At 44.4% G+C, this 17,907-nt stretch carries 15 protein-coding genes; 1 reads left to right on the top strand and 14 read right to left on the bottom strand.

The genetic code is table 11. The features are described from left to right. Position 1: 1 nt before the first annotated feature. From iolG to AC07KQ_RS01190, 7 genes are all read right to left on the bottom strand, one after another. On the bottom strand, positions 2-1,054 hold the full coding sequence (gene iolG, locus AC07KQ_RS01220) for an inositol 2-dehydrogenase (RefSeq protein ID WP_003568835.1): 1,053 nt from the start codon (positions 1,052-1,054) through the stop codon (positions 2-4). A gap of 37 nt (positions 1,055-1,091) precedes the next feature. Continuing rightward, on the bottom strand, positions 1,092-2,132 hold the full coding sequence (locus AC07KQ_RS01215) for a Gfo/Idh/MocA family protein (protein ID WP_003562987.1): 1,041 nt from the start codon (positions 2,130-2,132) through the stop codon (positions 1,092-1,094). Positions 2,133-2,145: 13 nt separating this feature from the next. Beyond that, the gene (iolD, locus tag AC07KQ_RS01210; RefSeq protein ID WP_003562985.1) at positions 2,146-4,101 is read right to left on the bottom strand and encodes a 3D-(3,5/4)-trihydroxycyclohexane-1,2-dione acylhydrolase (decyclizing); all 1,956 of its coding nucleotides are present in this window, start codon (positions 4,099-4,101) and stop codon (positions 2,146-2,148) included. Next, positions 4,098-5,078, bottom strand: a complete 981-nt coding sequence (gene iolC, locus AC07KQ_RS01205) for a 5-dehydro-2-deoxygluconokinase (protein ID WP_003568831.1) — start codon at positions 5,076-5,078, stop codon at positions 4,098-4,100. The genes iolD and iolC overlap by 4 nt, the downstream gene beginning before the upstream one ends. Positions 5,079-5,114: 36 nt before the next feature. Next, positions 5,115-5,930 carry a 5-deoxy-glucuronate isomerase gene (gene iolB / locus AC07KQ_RS01200; RefSeq protein WP_003562980.1) on the bottom strand — a complete coding sequence of 272 codons (816 nt, stop codon included), beginning with the start codon at positions 5,928-5,930 and terminating at the stop codon, positions 5,115-5,117. Between the two features lie 44 nt (positions 5,931-5,974). After that, a complete protein-coding gene (locus AC07KQ_RS01195; protein ID WP_003577405.1) occupies positions 5,975-7,453 on the bottom strand; it encodes a CoA-acylating methylmalonate-semialdehyde dehydrogenase in 1,479 nt (492 codons plus the stop codon). A 76-nt stretch (positions 7,454-7,529) separates the two neighbouring features. Continuing rightward, complete coding sequence (locus tag AC07KQ_RS01190) at positions 7,530-9,020, bottom strand: sugar porter family MFS transporter (RefSeq protein ID WP_013245367.1); 1,491 nt, start codon at positions 9,018-9,020, stop codon at positions 7,530-7,532. Between the two features lie 543 nt (positions 9,021-9,563). On the opposite strand from AC07KQ_RS01190, the gene AC07KQ_RS01185 reads away from it, so the two are divergent. Then, positions 9,564-10,370, top strand: a complete 807-nt coding sequence (locus tag AC07KQ_RS01185) for a DeoR/GlpR family DNA-binding transcription regulator (protein ID WP_003562974.1) — start codon at positions 9,564-9,566, stop codon at positions 10,368-10,370. Positions 10,371-10,556: 186 nt separating this feature from the next. On the opposite strand, the gene AC07KQ_RS01180 is transcribed toward AC07KQ_RS01185, so the two are convergent. The 7 genes from AC07KQ_RS01180 to croR form a co-directional block, all read right to left on the bottom strand. Beyond that, the gene (locus AC07KQ_RS01180) at positions 10,557-11,417 is read right to left on the bottom strand and encodes an aldo/keto reductase (protein ID WP_003562970.1); all 861 of its coding nucleotides are present in this window, start codon (positions 11,415-11,417) and stop codon (positions 10,557-10,559) included. Positions 11,418-11,613: 196 nt separating this feature from the next. Beyond that, positions 11,614-12,366, bottom strand: coding sequence for an aspartate/glutamate racemase family protein (locus tag AC07KQ_RS01175; RefSeq protein ID WP_003562967.1), 753 nt, complete (start codon positions 12,364-12,366; stop codon positions 11,614-11,616). 5 nt (positions 12,367-12,371) lie between these two features. After that, entirely contained in the window at positions 12,372-13,925 is a 1,554-nt protein-coding gene (locus tag AC07KQ_RS01170) for a UDP-N-acetylmuramoyl-L-alanyl-D-glutamate--2,6-diaminopimelate ligase (protein ID WP_013245366.1), read from the bottom strand. 141 nt (positions 13,926-14,066) lie between these two features. After that, complete coding sequence (gene greA / locus AC07KQ_RS01165; RefSeq protein ID WP_003562963.1) at positions 14,067-14,534, bottom strand: transcription elongation factor GreA; 468 nt, start codon at positions 14,532-14,534, stop codon at positions 14,067-14,069. A 131-nt stretch (positions 14,535-14,665) separates the two neighbouring features. Beyond that, positions 14,666-15,976: a D-alanyl-D-alanine carboxypeptidase family protein gene (locus AC07KQ_RS01160; protein ID WP_003562961.1), complete on the bottom strand. Its 1,311-nt coding sequence runs from the start codon at positions 15,974-15,976 to the stop codon at positions 14,666-14,668. Continuing rightward, a complete protein-coding gene (locus AC07KQ_RS01155) occupies positions 15,973-17,163 on the bottom strand; it encodes a sensor histidine kinase (RefSeq protein WP_003562959.1) in 1,191 nt (396 codons plus the stop codon). The genes AC07KQ_RS01160 and AC07KQ_RS01155 overlap by 4 nt, the downstream gene beginning before the upstream one ends. Before the next feature lie 5 nt (positions 17,164-17,168). Next, positions 17,169-17,855 (bottom strand): response regulator transcription factor CroR, encoded by a 687-nt coding sequence (croR, locus tag AC07KQ_RS01150; protein WP_003562957.1) that lies wholly within the window; start codon positions 17,853-17,855, stop codon positions 17,169-17,171. Positions 17,856-17,907: the final 52 nt, after the last annotated feature.

Genomic DNA, 17,907 nt, shown 5'->3' with positions numbered 1-17,907 from the left:
TTTAAGCACCTACCTTTTTGTCTACAGACGCTACTTGAACAATGTCATTCTTTTCAAACGCTTCTTGCAAAGCTAATGCCGCCTTTGTCCCTTGCAGGCCATCTTCTGCTGTAATGCCGACATCCTGATTATTCAAAATGCTATTCACAAAAGCTTGTTCTTCACTTAAAAAGGCTTGTGCAAAGCGTTCCGGGAAGTTTTGCGAAGTCGGGCGTATAATACCTTCCTCATTCATGACTGTCACAAGATTCTTCTCCGGCACCTGAGCAATGCGTAACATCCCTTTAGTCCCAATAATCTCAGTTTCAACGTGGTAGCCATGCGCGGCATTACGCCCAGCCACTAAAATGGCCATCGTTTTGTCCTCTAGTTGCATTAAGGCTGCACCTGTTTCCAACTCGCCGGCTTTATCCAGAACAGGATAGGCACGGTTAAGACCAATCGCCCAAACTTTATCAATCTCTTTGCCGGTAAACCAACGAATGACATCAATGTCGTGAATCGACATATCCAAGAACAACCCGCCACTATTAGCAGATGTTGCAAATTTAACGAAACTTGCCATCCCCGCCGCCGGATCAATGCTGTAGCTGCGAATCAAGGTAATATCACCAATCTTACCTTGATCTACCAACTGCTTCGCATAACGATAGGAGTCATCAAACCGCCGCATAAAGCCTAACTGAAACTTCAAGTTTGCATGTTGCGCAATGACCTGTTGCGTATGCTCAATTGCCTCAATATCTAGGCCAATTGGCTTTTCACTGAAAACATGCTTTCCAGCATTTAAAGCGCTTTCAATTTGCTGAAGATGAAATCCTGACGGCGAAACAATGAAGACAGCATCGATGTCCGCATGTTGTACCATGTCGTCAAAATCTTCAAAGACCTCTTCGACGCCAAGTTCCTTTTTTGCCCAGTCCAGTTCAGCGGGTACAACACTTGTCGCCGCTTGCAGCTTGGCGTGCTGAATCTTCGTCGCAATGTTTGTCGCATGAATTTTACCCAGCCGTCCCAAACCAACAATGCCGATTTTAATCGTTTTTTGAGTCATCGTTTCAATTACCTCTTTCTATTTTGTCTAAGCAAGACTAAGCATGAATCGCGTTTTTGTTTTGGTAAAAAGTCGGTGTTCCGGCTACATTGATGAGAACAGTTTCCTGATCTTTCTGTGACCGATTCGCAGCAGCGGCCGTAATAGCGGCAATATAGCCATCCCATGCGCTCGGTCCGACCGGTGGCTCGCTTTTAGCAACCTGATCAATAAATTCTTGAACTTCAGTGTTATATGCCTGAATAAATCGGTTGATCCAACTCATTTCAACAGCCGTTTGCTGATTAGCATTTGAGCGCAGAATCGGTCCAAGGCCATAATTCGGTAACTGCAGTTCGCCTGTTTCGCCGATCACTTCCAGCTTAACTTCATAACCATACTGAGCCGTTACATGAACCAACACCTGAATAACTGTCCCTTTTTTGGTTGTCAAAGTTGCCAACTGCGGATCGTGCAAGCCTTCATTCCTAACCTCTGCTGATTGTCTTGGATAAGTGATTTGAATAGAAGTGTATTCATCATCTAGCAGCCAATGCATTTCATCAATTTCGTGAATCAAGGTATCCGTAATCGCCATTTCATTTGAATAATTGCTGGCTACATTTGGATTAATATGACTCGCTCGGACAACTAATGGCGCACCGATGATCCCAGTATCCAATTTTTCCTTAAGTGCACGAATGCCCTGATCATACCGACGCATGAAGCCAACCTGAATCACTTTTTTAGACTTTGTCAGTTCTTTATCAACAATCCGTTTGGCACCTTCTAATGTGGTTGCCAACGGCTTTTCGGTAAAAATAAATTTGTCAGTATCCAACGCTTTCAGGACAGTCGCCTCATGTGCCCCGCCAAAACTAACAACGAAAACTGCATCAATATCTGGATCTTGTAGCAGACTAGTGTCGTCTGGGTACACTTTAGCGTTAAGATGAAAATCTCTCACAGCGGCCTCTGCAGCCTCGTGATCAATATCCGTGACAGCGACAACTTCTGCGCCAGTGAGAACATTTGTCAGTCGGTCAATATGCGCGCGCCCCATAGCACCTGTTCCAATCACACCAACTTTGACAACCATATTTGTCACTCCTTTAATATTTAAATGCTTTATCAATACCCGTTTGAATATCCTGATACGCTTTTTGCACTTTTGGATTATTGGAAATTTCTGAAACTCCCACGCGCCACCAACTTTGGCCATAACCCTGAGTCATTGTTTTTGGTAAGACTTTGATATCGATCAAAGTTGATACTGTTTGCTTTTTAGCGTCCTCAATGGCCGCAATTAAGCTTTTACGGTCGTTAGCGCGATAAGCTTTTGCCCCGTAGCCTTCAGCAATTTTGGCAAAATCGGTCTTCATAATATCGTTGTCCGCAGTGCGAAATTCAGTGAGATAACTGTTGCTCCCTTGCGCCATCTGCAAATTATTAATGGAAGCAAAGCCTGAATTATCAAAGACTAGAATATTGATTTTCTTATGGTATTGCAGTGCTGTCACTAGTTCGGAATGAAGCATCATAAAGCTGCCATCTCCGACTAATGCGTAACTTTCTTGATCAGGTTGGGCCAGCTTAATACCCAAAGCAGCTGGCACCTCGTATCCCATCATGGAATAGCCGTATTCCATGTGATACGTATTTGGTACGACTGGATCCCAAATCCGCTGCACATCGCCCGGCAAGGAACCTGCAGCTGCAACGATGATACTTGTCGGATCAATCGTATTGTTAACGGCAATAACTGCCTCAGTTTGTGTTAGGTGTGTTTGCAACTTCTCTGCATAAGCGGCCATCGTTTTAGCATCAAATTGATTTTTGACTTCAGGTACATATGCCGGAGCATCGTAATTTGTGTGTGCCAAACGTTGACGCTCTTTTTGCCACGCCTCTTTAATGGTTGCTAGGTCGGTAAACTGGCTTCGGTAATCGGATAAACTTTCTGTCAGCTGACTGAGCGTATCCCGAACATCTGCCACAATTGGAAAAGCGTCAAATTTATACGATTGCATGCGATTCAAATTAATATTGATAAGTTGCGTTTTCCCCGGGTGAATTGCTGTCTTAGAAGCTGTCGTGAAATCCGTATACCGGGTACCAGCCCCAATAATCAAATCCGCTTTGGTAATGACTGCATTGGCAGCGGCAGTGCCTAAGATACCAGTACCTCCCATATTATTAGGAAAATCTGAAGAAATCGCTGATTTGCCGGTGGGTGTTTCTACAATCGGAATGTTAAATCGCTCAGAAAATGTTTCAATGGCAGCTCCAGCATCACTAAACTTTGCCCCGCCGCCTACAATCAAGACTGGCGTTTGACTTGCTTGAATCAGTTCGACTGCTCCAGCCAACTCGGCTGAGCTAGGCTGAACCCGTTTAACAACATGAACACGCTTCTTGAAAAAGCTGAGTGGATAATCATAGGCTTGGCCCTCGACATCTTGAGGCAAGGCGATGGTCACGGGGCCGGCCGTTGCTGGATTTGTCAAAACTTCAAAAGCTTTGAGCAGCGCACTCATCAATTGCTCAGGACGTTCAATCCGATCCCAATATTTGGATACTGGCTTCAACACATCATTCGTTGTCGTATCTGCACTGTAGTCAACCTCAATTTGTTGCAAAACTGGATCTGGCTGGCGCGTAGCAAATGTGTCTGCGGGTAAAAACAGAATTGGGATGCTATTGACATATGCGTTACCGGCGGCCGTCACAAAGTTAGCTGATCCGGGGCCTGCTGAAGCCGTGACTGCAAATATCTTGTGGCGATATAATTGCCGACTATAAGCGATTGCCGTGCTAGCCATTCCTTGCTCATTGTGTCCTTGGTAAACCTTCAAATGACCAGGATCTTCCTGCAACGCCTCGCCCAAGCCCAAGACATTACCATGACCAAAGATGGCAAACAGGCCTTCAACAAATGATGTCACTTGACCATCGACATCAATGTATTGTTGATTCAAAAAACGAACCAAGGCTTGTGCTGTAGTCAGTCGAATCGTTTCTTTTTTAGCATCTGCAGCTACTTGTGCATTTAATTCCGTCGCAGTCATGACTGATGCACCTCCTGAGCTTCGGCCTTTTCGATGAACGCTGTTAGCTGGTCTAAGTTAGGCATTGCTTCTGAAGAACTTAACTGGCTAATGACAATAGAGGCTGCTGCACTGCCATATTTAAGCGCTGTTTCAAGGCCTAACTGATGCTGATAGGCGTACAGAAATCCCGCCGCAAAAGAATCGCCTGCCCCAAAGCTCTTTAATACCTTTGTCTTGAAGACACCGAAGTGGTAAGTTTCGCCAGCCTTGGTATAAGCATTGGATCCTTGTATGCCACTTTTAATGACGATTAAGTTCGCGTCATATTGGAATAATGTGGCAATGGTTTCTTGATCTGTCCGGCCTTGGTGATTTTCCAAAACGTCAAACTCATCACGCGTTCCTATGATGACATCTGCTTTTTGAGCCACAAGTTGATAGTACAAAGATGTTTCTTCGGCATTCTGCCAAGTATAAGGCCGATAATCCAATTCGAAGATGACTTCGACTCCAAGCTCTTTAGCGATTAACAATGCCTTAAGAATGGCTTCTCGTGAAGGACTTTGTGCCAATCCAGTTCCAGAAATGACTAGCATTTTAGTCTGAGCCAAATATGCCCTCGAAACTTCATGCGCATTAAGATATAGGTCAGCTGCTTCATTGCGATACATTAAAATATCGCTTTCTTCAGGACTGATAATTTCGGTAAAGGTTAGTCCAATTTTGTGTCCTGTGTCATCTTTAACCATGTTGGACGTATCAATGCCCACACTAGCCATGTATTGCGTGACATAATGGCCTAATTGATCGTCAGAGACTTTCCCAATAAAGCCAACTTTTTGTCCAAGTTTGGCAGATCCTATCGCAATATTGGCAGGTGACCCACCCACAAATTTTGCAAAAGTTTTCGTATCTTCCAAAGGGCGATTATATTCAACGGCATTCAGATCAACAGCTGCACGTCCAATGGCAATCAAATCAAATTTTTGTGGCATCTGAAGTTTACCTCCTTTAAAAATAATCTCGGTTACTTATTGCCGATCAATAATCCACACATGTTCCGGCGCATTGTGAAAATGCCAGACACGCGTCGGGCCTGCCATGACGTTGAGATAATAACTGTCATAGCCGTCAGGTACACCCACTGGGTGATATCCCTTTGGCACCACAACAACATCTTGATTTTGCACAGCCATCGTTTCATCTAAACTCAAATCATCCGTGTACACACGCTGAAAAACGAATCCTTGTTTAGGTCGCATTTCATGATAATAAATTTCCTCTAACAGTGACTCTGCTGGCAAATCATCATGATCATGCCTGTGAGGCGGGTAACTCGACCAGTTCGCCGAGTCCGTATAAACTTCCACTAATAAAAGCTTGTCGGCAAAAGGAAGATTGTCCGGCAAAATATTCTGCACAAGCCGTTTATTGTTGTACTTCCCGCGATGTTCAACCTGATGAATATTCCCTCGAATTAGCCGAACCGGAAACGTTTGATTCGTTGGTGCATAGGCAATCAAGATTTTGGCAGCCTGCTTGGCCCTAATACCAAATGCTAAACCCGTGCTGACATACACACTGTCTGTGGGGATTTTGTCAAAAATCGAAGTTCGTTGACCAACATCTTCAAAAGTTTGATCGTCAGCAGTGATAGTTACTTTGCCTTCCAGCACAACAATGCCAGCTTCGAATGCTTCCAAGGTTTCTTCATACGAACTATCTGCAGAAAATTCCAGAACCTTGACGGCTGTATATTTCATCGGTGAGTTGCTTGCATTCACATCCTGAATCAGCCGAACACCTGAAGACAGTTCCTGATTTTGCTTGTGATATAACAGGCTCATGATAATCCCCCTTGTAAGTGTCTTACCCTTATCCTGTTCATCGTCTACTTGAAACGCCGCTGATCATATCGAGCGGTCACAACTTTCTTATGCGTATAAAAGTCCACACTGTCTTTACCATTAGCATGTAAGGTGCCAAAGAAAGAATGTTTCCAGCCAGAGAACGGGAACACTGCAATCGGTGCAGGAACACCTAAATTGATACCCAACATGCCTGCATCAATATTTTCCCTAAAGTAACGGATGGAAGCTGCAGAATCTGTAAACAAGCACGCCCCATTAGCCAATTCAGACGTGTTGGCGATCGCAACCGCTTGTGGCAAGTCCTTTGCCCGTATAACCGAGAGAACCGGCGCAAACATTTCATCATGCCAAATGGTCATATCTGTTTTGACATCTTCAAAAATAGTCGGTCCGACAAAATACCCATCATGTTTCTTGGCTTCTGCTGAACCATCCAACACAAGCTTGGCGCCTTCTTTGACCCCTGTTTGGATGTAGTTCAATGTTCGCTCTTGATTTTCTTTGCGAATAACCGGTCCCAAGAAGACACCTTTATCAAGGCCGTTGCCAATCTTGATATCCTTTGCCGCTTGCGTAAACTTCGCCATAAACTTGTCAGCAATCTCATCTTGAAGGACCAAGACAGATGTCGCCATGCATCGTTCACCAGCTGAGCCGAATGAGGAGCTAATAATGCCTTTAACCGCTGCATCCAAATCGGCATCGGCCAGAACAATCGTATGATTCTTGGCTCCCGTTAAAGCCTGAACCCGCTTCAAATGGTCACTGCCTCGTTTATAAACGTACTCGCCGACACGTTCAGAACCAACGAAACTAATGGCCTTGATGTCTGGATGATCTAAAATGCCATTAACAACATCAACCGCACCATTAACGATGTTGAGCACGCCATCCGGTAAGCCCGCTTCTTGAAAAAGTTCAACCAACCGCTGACTCGTTAGCGGTGTTTTTTCAGATGGTTTCAGAATAAACGTATTACCAGTTGCTACAGCCATTGGAAACATCCAGCAAGGCACCATCATGGGAAAGTTAAATGGCGTAATGCCGCCAACAACCCCAATTGGATAACGATAATTCGTGGCTTCTACATCAGTGGCCACTGATGACAATGAATCTCCCATCATCAAAGTCGGCACACCAGCAGCAAATTCAACGTTTTCAATACCTCGTCCAACTTCAGCAACTGCTTCGTCAAGGCTTTTTCCGTTCTCTTCAGTGACGATTCGCCCAAGTTCTTCTTGGTGCTCAACCAATAATTGTTGGTATTTGAAAAGAATCTTCGCACGCTTTGGAATTGAAACCTTTTGCCAAATCTTAAAAGCCTCTTTTGCTGCCGTAACAGCATCTGCTACGTCTTCACTAGTCGAATGTGGCACTCGCGCCAAAACATCTCCAGTGGCCGGGTTATAAACATTCTCAAAAGTTTCTGTTTTTGCATCCACCCATTTACCATTGATAAAATTCTTTAGCGTCTTAACATTTTGCTTAGTTGTATCCATTTCGAGTTTCTCCCTTCAATGCAGAAGTAACGGCACTCATTAAAGCGCTTTCAAATATTCCGAAAATGATGCTTAGCTAGTTCTTGTTAATCTGACTTTCTTCAGGAAACTTGTCATCGTATTTATTATCCAGTTCAATTTCTTCCAAAGATCTGCCTGCGGTTTCCGGAGCAAATTTCCAAGCAAAGATCAATGAGAGAATATTGGCGCCAACGAAAACTAGGAAGGTATTCGACATGCCCAGTCCTGCCAACATAACTGGGAAGAAATAACCGACAAAGAAGTTACTGATCCACAAGAAGAAGGTCGCAAAGCCCATGCCCAATCCACGAAGACGGGCTGGGTAAATCTCTGACAATAATAACCAAGTTAGCGGCCCTAAAGCTCCTTGGAAAAAGGCTAAATAAATGATGGTCAACAGAATTGTCGCATAAGGTAACAAGGGACTGCCATTTAGAAAATGGCTAGTTAACGTAATGCCGACCAGCGAAAACAACGTTCCACTGATACCAGTTAAAAGCATCTGTCGCCGTTTAAACTTGCTCATCAAATGCATAGTCACAATGGTTGCAACGACAGACGTAACACCATTTAAAATATTCGCAATTAATGCCGCATTTTGTCCGAAACCAGTTGTTTGCAAAATCGTCGTGCCGTAATACATCATGACATTAATCCCGACAATTTGTTGCATGATGCCTAACCCAATGCCGATTAAGACCAAGCGCCGAATCCAGGAAATCTTTAAATCCTTAATCGAAGCATTTCCAACTTCCTGCGCTGATTTCAATGAAATTTTGATTTTTTCCATTTCATCTTTAGCCTGTGCTTCTGTTCTGATTTCACGCAATACTTTTAACGCTTGATCCAATTTACCATTTGCTGCTAACCATCGAGGTGACTCAGGCACAAAGCTCATGCCTATCCATAAAATGATGGCCGGTATGGTCGCCAATACGAGCATCCAACGCCAAATGCCGGGAATGTGTCCCAAAGTTGTGCCCAAAATAGCATTAAAGACAAAGGCCAAAAGTTGTCCTGACACAATCATGAACTCATTTTGCGTCACAATTCTTCCGCGCAGGTTCGATGGCGCCACCTCAGCCAAGAATGTTGGCACGATCACCGAAGCTCCGCCAACTGCCAGCCCTAGAATAAAGCGAACACCAGCTAATATAGGGGCATTTGGTGATAACGCAGATGCAATGGTTGAAACGACAAACAACATGGCTAAGCCAGTGATGACTTTATGGCGCCCTTTTCGATCAGAGATTCTCCCAGTCAGCATTGCACCGAATGCAGCACCAAGTGTTAATGAGCTGGCAACAAATCCTTCCATTCCAGGCGACATGTTAAGTTCACTTGCTCGCGTCATAAATGGTAGTGCGCCATTAATCACACCCGTATCATACCCGAACAGCATGCCGCCAAAAGTGGCAATCACTGAAATAATGCGTAGTCGTTTACGAGCTGACTTAGGCAGTTTTTCCGAAAGCATAGCCGCTTCTTTTTGTGCAGCGAGTGCAACATCGGCTTTGTTCGCAACGGCTTCTAATTCTTTGCGCATTTCTTAAACCCTCCAAACTGACTAAAGCTTTATAAGAGCAACGAATTAAGCGCTTACTTTATGATCACATTGCCATCATAGAGTTTAATCAGATCAAAGTCAACTAAAATGTACTCAACACTTGTTCACAACATGTTCACCATTTATCTATATACGTCTTAAAAGATGAAATGTGAATTCGCACGATGGTATGATTAAGTCAGTTCAAACAGTTATTCAGCATGCTACCACTCAAAATGCAGTATGTTTAAACGTTCATTTGTGGCCATCCCCTTGCCTACGAAGAATCACGATTTCTAGATTTTTTAGGAACTTGGTTTCGCATGATTCTAATCGATGCTATTGATCATGTCTGAGACAACGGCGAAAATCACGCGGTCGAATTCATTCAGGCTTGATTGTATTAGCCAAACTCTCAATTTATTGATAAAGTCACTTGATCAATAAATAGGTGTTCTTCTTTTAGTCAAAATATGGTCATTAAGTTGACCGCCTTATGCTATAATCAGGTTGACCAATTGTTTAGAAAGGAAGGTGACATCCATGCTTAGAAAAGAACGAATTGATGCGATGCAGCATTATATTAACGAAGTCAGAACTGCTTCCATGAAGGAACTCGAAGACAAATTTTCTATAGCCCCTAGCACACTCCGTAGAGATCTTGCTAACTTAATCGATGCTGGTACTGTCAAAAAAGTATACGGCGGTGTCACTGCTACCTTTAACAGAGCGAAGCCCAACGCGCTAACCATCTATAGTGAACGGCAACTTTCTGCTCCCTCCGAAAAACGTCAAATTGGTCGAGCCGCTGCGCAATTAATCGAACCAGACGATTTGATTTTCATTGACTCTGGTACAACAACGGCTGAAATGGGCGCCTATTTACCTTCCGAGTTTTCATTTACACTCGTCACTAACAATTTAGAGATCATTAATAAAGCTGCTCCCCTTGGGAATATTAAGTTGGTCATTATTGGCATGAATTTTGATCGACGAACCCAGTCCTTTACAGGAATTGACAATATGAATATTTTCAGTCGCTTTAATATTGGCAAAGCCTTTATGGCAGCAACAGGCATTTCTATTACTAGAGGGCTGTCAAACTCTGAATATAACGAATATTTGATTAAATCTGAGATTTTTAAAAAAGCGCATCAAAAAATACTGTTAATCGATCACACTAAGTTTGATCGTGTTTCATTACTGACCTATGGTACTTTGAAGGACATTGATGCCATTATCACCTATGGCGACATTGCGCCCAAGTATATCGACTTTCTTGCTGAAAATGACGTTCAGCTAATTAATGCACAAACAGGCAGCATCGTTTCCGAGTCAGCCGATAAATAACCCCGCTTTTCATCTAGTTGAACGCCTCAATCAGCTGTTGCGGCATTCACCTGACACACAATAAAAACAAAAATGACTTCATTCCCCAAAATTTGGAATGAAGTCATTTTTTATTTATAAGTTCATCAGGAATACTTGATCATTAAGCAATCAGTTACACTGAATCCCCTTATATAGACGCTTGCCTTAGAAATCCGTTGTATCTGGGTCAGTTGCTAAGCCGGCTTCACCGTGCAAAGCATCAATCAAGGTCATATCATGATGGCTCAGTTCAAAATCGAACAACTCGGTGTTTTCCTTAATCCGATCGTCATGAACGGATTTTGGCAATGGTAAGAAACCATGTTGCAATGACCAGCGGAGGACGATCTGAGCAACACTCTTGTGATAGCGTGCGGCAATTTTCCTTAAGGCATCAACTTGGAAAATTTTGCCTGTGCCAAGTGGGCTGTACGCTTCACTTAAAATATCATGGGCGTCATTATACGCCACAACTTCTGGCTGCAAATCACTTGGATTCAAGAAAATCTGGTTAACCATTGGCTTAACAGTAGCTGTTTTTAGCAAAGCGTCAATGTGCTTGGCGCGGAAGTTTGAAACCCCAATTGCTCGAACTTTGCCGGCTTTGTAGGCTTCTTCCATGGCCTTCCATGACCCTGCATTAGTTTCTTCCCAATTATCACGGAACTTAATCGGGTTTGGCCAATGAATTAAATATAGATCCACATAATCAACGCCCAGTTTCTTGAGTGATTTATCTAGCGCTGCTTTAGTCGCCTCGTAACCGTGATCACCATTCCAAAGCTTAGTGGTTAAGAAGATCTGATCGCGAGGTACGCCGGATGCGCGCAAACCTGCACCAACGCTTTCTTCGTTACCGTAAGCAGCCGCCGTGTCAATATGACGATAGCCTGCAGCCAATGCCGCTTCGACACTATGCTTGGCAACGTCGCCATCAGGGGTCTGCCAAGTGCCGAACCCGACGATCGGAATCTTAACACCATTACTTAATGTATATGTGTCGGTCAATTTGGTTAAATGTGCCAAAATGAGCATCTCCTTTACTGGGTACTACTATAAGCTTACCACAAGTAAGTAGTTGATTGAATGTGTTAGCAGCCCAGCGTCACACTTGCATCAGTCAAAAATAGCGATATCCTGATCAGTCGTCTTTCTTAGCATTCAAAAAATGCTTGGTTGCTAAGACATCTAGCAAAACCAAGCACCTTCTTTTAACACGCTATTAACGCGCCATCATTTGATTCAACAATGCCTTTCCAGCTGCTTCACTTTGACGGAAAGCTTTGCCTAACGCAATTGTTTTATCAACAATAATGCTTTGCGCATCAATCACATGATACGGATGATCACCGGCTTTTTCCTGTGCAAACGATAGCTCAGTACAGCCAAGGACAATAACGTTGACATTAAAATCGTCATGCATCCGTTGAAGAATACGATGATACAGGGCCGCGTTGACTTCGCCCTTTTCCTTGACGTATTTATAAATCAACTCAGTGACCATGTCTTGCAGCGCCTGATCGCCAAGAACGACTTCACGCCCGCTAGTTTCGATTTCATGACTGTAAATGCCGTCTTGGATCGTCCCTTGGGTCGCAATCAGTCCCACCCGCTTTTCATCTGGAAAACGCTCACACATATCGCTGATGGCTAAATGTGGCATGTGTAGCAATGGAATCGGTGTCGCTGCGGCTAATTGGTCATAGAAATAATGAGCCGTGTTGCAGACAATGACCATGAACTCCGGATTGAGTAAACTTTGATCTTGAATGTCTTCCAACAAATCCGGATAAAAGCTAGGCTTGCTATGATCCAAAATGTAATCCGTACGGTCAGGAACAGTCGCATCGTTAACCAGAATGTAATTCAGATATTCCTGATCGCTGTGCGCGTGGGTACGCTGGTTTAACAAACGGACATAACTCTCGGTTGCCGGCGTGCCCATGCCGCCAATAACGGTGAAAAATTGACGCATTCGTATCAGCCTTCCTGTAGCGATTTAGCGACTTGCTTTACAACAGCCATGTCTGTTGGCCATGGTGTGTTGACGCCGCGTACCTTTTGATAGGGGTCGGCCCCTTTGCCAGCCACCACCACGATATCATTTGGTCTGCTGTCGCTAATAGCTTCAGCAATGGCCCTTTGCCGATCAAGCACTTTGTGTACTTTAACTTTGCTATGATCGATTTTACTATCGATTTCCTCAATGATGTTTGCTGGATCTTCGTACCCAGGATCGTCGGTAGTCAAGAATGCCTCAGTTGCAAACTCAGTGAGAACCTTAGCAAATCCGGGACGACGAGAAACACCTTTATCACCGGGGGATCCAACCACAACCAGTAATCGAGGATCCTTGTAAGCGTGTTTCAAAAACGACAATAACGCCTTCATACTAGCGTAATTGTGCGCATAATCAACATAGACAGCACCATGTCCGGCAACTTTCGTATGCTCCATGCGACCGGGGATTTTAACTTTTGCAATACCGGGAACAGCGGCAGATGCATCCACACCAGCCAATCCAGCACCAATAATAGCAGCCGTCGCGTTACTTTCGTTAAAATCACCAATCAAAGCAAGCGAGTAGTGACCGCCGATGTTCAATGCTGCTGCTTTTTCCGTGACTGGTACTAAAGTGAAACGACTCTCAGCAACGTCAGCTTCCTGACTATCAAAGCGAAAATCAATATCGATATCATCGCGTTTAGGTCTGAAGCCAGCACTGGCAAACAGGTAGATACTTTCTGGATAAGTGGTGGTCGTTGCGGCAGCATAAACCTGGTCAAAATGCTCGGTTTCGGCATTAATGACCACTTTGCGCGCATTGACCAACAATTGCAGCTTGTTGTGTAAGTAATTAGCAAAGGTTGGATGTTCATTCGGTCCGATGTGATCTGGCGTAATGTTCAGGAAGAAGCCGACGTCATACGTCAATCCAAAAACGCGATTGCGCAAATATGCCTGACTCGACACTTCCATCACGAGATGGGTCATACCGTTTTCGACAGCCTCGCGCATATCGCGGAAAAGATCGAGGCTCTCTGGCGTTGTCAGATTAGACTTGAAACGCTGATCGGGCTCAGGACCAACAACCGTATCAATTGTAGAAAAAAGCGCGATGTGTCGTGGACGAGCCTCATTTAAAATAGCTTCTGTAAAATAGGAAGCTGTGGTTTTCCCCTTGGTTCCTGTATAAGCGATCACAAACAAATCATCTTGCGGATAATCAAAGAAAGCAGCGCTCAAAATCGCCATTGCTTTAGTAATATTCCGCACGATCAAGGCGTTTAAGCCGTTGCCTTCAACGTAAGGTTTCTCGGCAACATAAGTTCGCGCACCGTTGTCCTTGGCCATGGAAAGATAAATTGGTCGGAACTTATCGCCTTTGCAGAAAAACAGCGTTGGTCCAGAGACCTTGCGTGAATCATAGGCGATGCCGGTCATATCGACATCTTCAGTATTCTGAATTGCTGCACTCTTTAGCAGATGATGTTCCTTTAATAATAAGATACATGCTCTAAGTGATAGTGCCATTGGGCTGCTACTCCTTTTTATATGCCGTGAATTCAAGCTTCATTATAGCATAAGCGCGGTACTGGCATTAAACCAGTCGGACTGTCACGACTATCTGTGTGCCGTCTTGGTTCATGCTCAAAGTTCATTGATTATCTTTTTTTATGCAGATGCAATGTTCATTAACGTCACCTGATACGAACCGCTTGGCGCTGTCACCGTGACGGTATCGCCTGCGTGGTGCTGCCGAATAGCGGCGCCCAAGGGAGAATTGATGGCAAGCTTGTCTTGGCCCATCCCAGCTTCGGCAGGGCCGACAAGTTCATAAGTCGCTTGGTCCTCGTCATCATCGAACTTAAGTGTGATCCTATTGCCAATATCGGCAATATCACTAGCGGCCGGGTGCGTGACTTTAGCATAACGAATGAGTTTATCCAGATATCGCAATCGGCCTTCTAGCTGGCGCAACTCACGCTTAGCAGCGCTATATTCCGCATTTTCCGAGCGATCCCCCAACGCTGCCGCATCGGCCAAGTTCTTGATCTTTGCAGGCCGAATAGTTTTAAGGTCTTCAACTTCCTGCTTCAAGTTAGCCAAACCTGTTGGCGTGATCTCGTGATAGGTGACCATTTCAATGCCTTCTTTTTTATCTGAAAACTAACTCTCTACTTGTTGCAAAAAAGGTGAACGTGATGATCTCCATTCAGAGTTCAGGACATTCACCACTTTTTCGTTTTTGGATCAATGAGGTAACTGCTGGACTAGAAAATATTGCTGAAGAAATCGCCAATGCCACGGAAGATCAGGACAAAGAAGTTTGCTTTGTTATCGGTCTTGGTGGTCTTTAAGGTAATGCCTTCGCTTGCTGAACTGCCGACAAAGCCAAGGTTGTCACCTTTGGCGCTAACTTCCAGCTGCGCAATCGTGGTACCTTTTTTGACTGGTGCTTCGACAGTATTCTTCTTCACGCCTTTTGCTGGCGTGTAAGTATATTGAAGTGATTGTTTGCTGCTGTTAGATGGCACAACAGCAACAGCCTTGGTTGACGGCGCAATCGGCGTTGTCCGTGATTGACCACGATTGACCTTGACGCTGTCGTACCCTTTAATCCCCTGACCAGCTTCAGCTAACGTCATCGTTTTCCAATTTTCCAAAACATTGGTCATCAATTTTTTGGTTTGATCAAAACGGCGAGTTTTAGCATCACCATTTGCATGCAAGATAACCGTAATAATTCGCATGCCATTTTTCTCAACCGTCCCTGTAAAACAATCCCCAGCGGCATCAGAAGTACCTGTCTTCAAGCCATCAACTGGGAGGTTCTTATCATAAGACACTAGGCCCTTGAGCATCCAGTTCCAATTTTCCATATCGATCGCATCACTGGTTCCCTTACGGAATGTCTGTTTAGCAATACTCGTGGTCTTAAGGACTTCTGGATGATCTTTCAGTAAATGTTGTGCCACCTGGGCCATATCTTTTGCGGACATTTCGTTCTCCGCGTTATCATCTGTACCGGGTACCTTAGCATCTTTCAATTGGCTGTTATTCAAACCGGTAACGTTGACAATTTTTGCATCGGTGATACCCCAGCTATTGAGTTTTGCAGTCATCTGACTGACAAATTTCTCCTGACTACCCGCTACTTTTTCAGCTAATAACATCATCGCTGCATTCGCCGAATAAATTAAAGAAGCATCGTACAGTTCGCGGACTGAATAAGAGCCATCGCGCCGCAACGGTACATTACTAAGGTCACGATTCTGACTGAGTTCCCAGATTGCGTTATTCAGTGTCACTTTGTCATCCCAATTGATCTTACCGGACTTAATTGCGTCAAGCACCAACTCAATGCTCAACATTTTGGTCATAGATGCAATTGGTAAAACACTGCTGGCATTCTTAGCATATAATATCTTGCCAGTAGTCGGTTCAATGGCTACTGCTGCCTTGGCGTCAACTAGATTGGTATCGCTGCTCTCTGCCGCAGATACAGACATTGCTGGCGCAGCACCCCCAATCATCAATACCGCCACCACTGCGGCAATCAACCCGCGCATCAACTTCTTCATTTTGACTTTCCTGCTTCCTCATTAGATTTATTTTTATTGTCTGTCAGCGAAGCGCCAACTTTTAATGGTAAATGAATCACAAAGCTTGTTATCTCCGGGCTAGAATCGGCATAAATATACCCGCCATGCAAAGCGATGATACTTTGGGCAATCGCTAACCCAAGACCAGTCCCGCCAGTTTCCTGCGATCGGCTTTCCTCAACGCGATAAAAACGATCAAACAACTGACTCAAAGCATCATTCGGAATTTGTGCGCCATCATTTGAGACCTTAACAACGACTTCACTACCGATACGTTGTGCATCAAGAAAGATGTGACGCCCGCCTTGGCCGTACTTAAGCGCATTAACAATTAAATTGTTGAACACTCGGCCTAATTTTTCGGTATCAGCTTCCATCATCAACGGGTCAGGTTCCCCGCTGACCAGAATCCGCATATGCTTCTTATGCGCCTCCAGCTCAAAACTAGCTGCCAGTTGCTCTAGCATCGCAATCATGTTAAAACGTACGGGATTCAGCTTGGTCGTGGTCGATTTAACCTTGGTGTACTCAAAAAGGTCCTCAACCAGTACTTTCATCTGCTTAGCCTTCAAATAAGCCGTGTGCGTGTACTTGAGTAGCTCTTCTTCACTGCGATATTGATGATCTTCAATCAGGCCAAGATAACCGATAATGGACGTTAGCGGCGTTCGAATATCATGGCTGACATTAGTAATCAGCTCATCTTTACTCTGTTCGATCCGCCGTTCCTCGGCCATTGAATTGACGGTTGAATCAACAAGCGCGTTAATGCTGCTGACAACCTTTTGCAACTCCGTATTGACCTCAAACTTAATCCGATGATCAAGATGACCATCGGCAATAAAATGTAGCTCCGCAATGACGTGACGCATTTGCATTTGCCGATATCGCCGAGCAAGTCGCCAATACACCACAATGACATCAGCAATCGCCATCAGTGCTAGGAAAAGATTGGACCAGCTCCACAAATGAAATCCACGGCTGCCAAACGTCAGATTCGTTTTCACACCCCAGATAGCATTTTCCAAACCAGGATTGTGCGCGATCATCTGATTAATCAACACCAGCAAGGCAAAATTAAGCATTAACAGCAGAATCACCGTTACGATGCCTTCAATCCAAAGTTCGGATTTTTCCTTACCAGTTAGTTTGACTTTTTCACTCATGATCGTTAGGCCTCAACCTTATAGCCGACGCCCCAAACTGTTTCGATCACCTTCTCGCCATCGGTCGCTTCTTCAATCTTGTCACGCAGATGCGAGACATGCACCATAACGGTTTTCGCTGAGACGATTGATTCCTGTTGCCAAACGCGTTCAAAAATCTCATCAGCCGAGAAAACACGATTCGGATGGCTAGCCAGCAAGTACAGAATGCCGAATTCCAGCGCGGTTAGCTGAATTTGCTTGCCGGTAAGGGTGGTGACTTCATGACTATCTTTTTTGATCGTTAGCGGACCGACTTCAAGCACATCCGGTTCCGTATTGGTCACCTCATTTTGACTTCGGCGCAACAAACTCTTGACGCGCGCCATGACCTCTAGCGGATTGAATGGCTTGGTGACATAATCGTCTGCTCCAGTAATAAGGCCTTGAATCTTGTCCATATCTGCTGTTTTAGCCGAGACGATAATGATTGGAATCTGTGAATCTTTGCGGACTTCTTTGACAACATCCATCCCAGACATATTAGGCATCATAATATCGAGGATCATCAAAGCAATATCAGGATTGGTCACAAGCTTAGTAATGGCTTCCTTACCGGAATACGCCTGAATCGGTTCGTAACCTTCGTTTTTAACGTAAATACTTAGTAATTCGACGATTTCTTTATCGTCGTCAACAATTAAAATTTTCATTGTATTGGCTCCGTTTATGAGAAGAACTGTAGGGTCTGTTACATCAAAGTCC

This window comes from Lacticaseibacillus sp. YLM2-1 (assembly GCF_056583465.1).
Note: the sequence above shows the minus strand (reverse complement) of the source record. Positions and strands in the feature narration are given on the sequence as shown.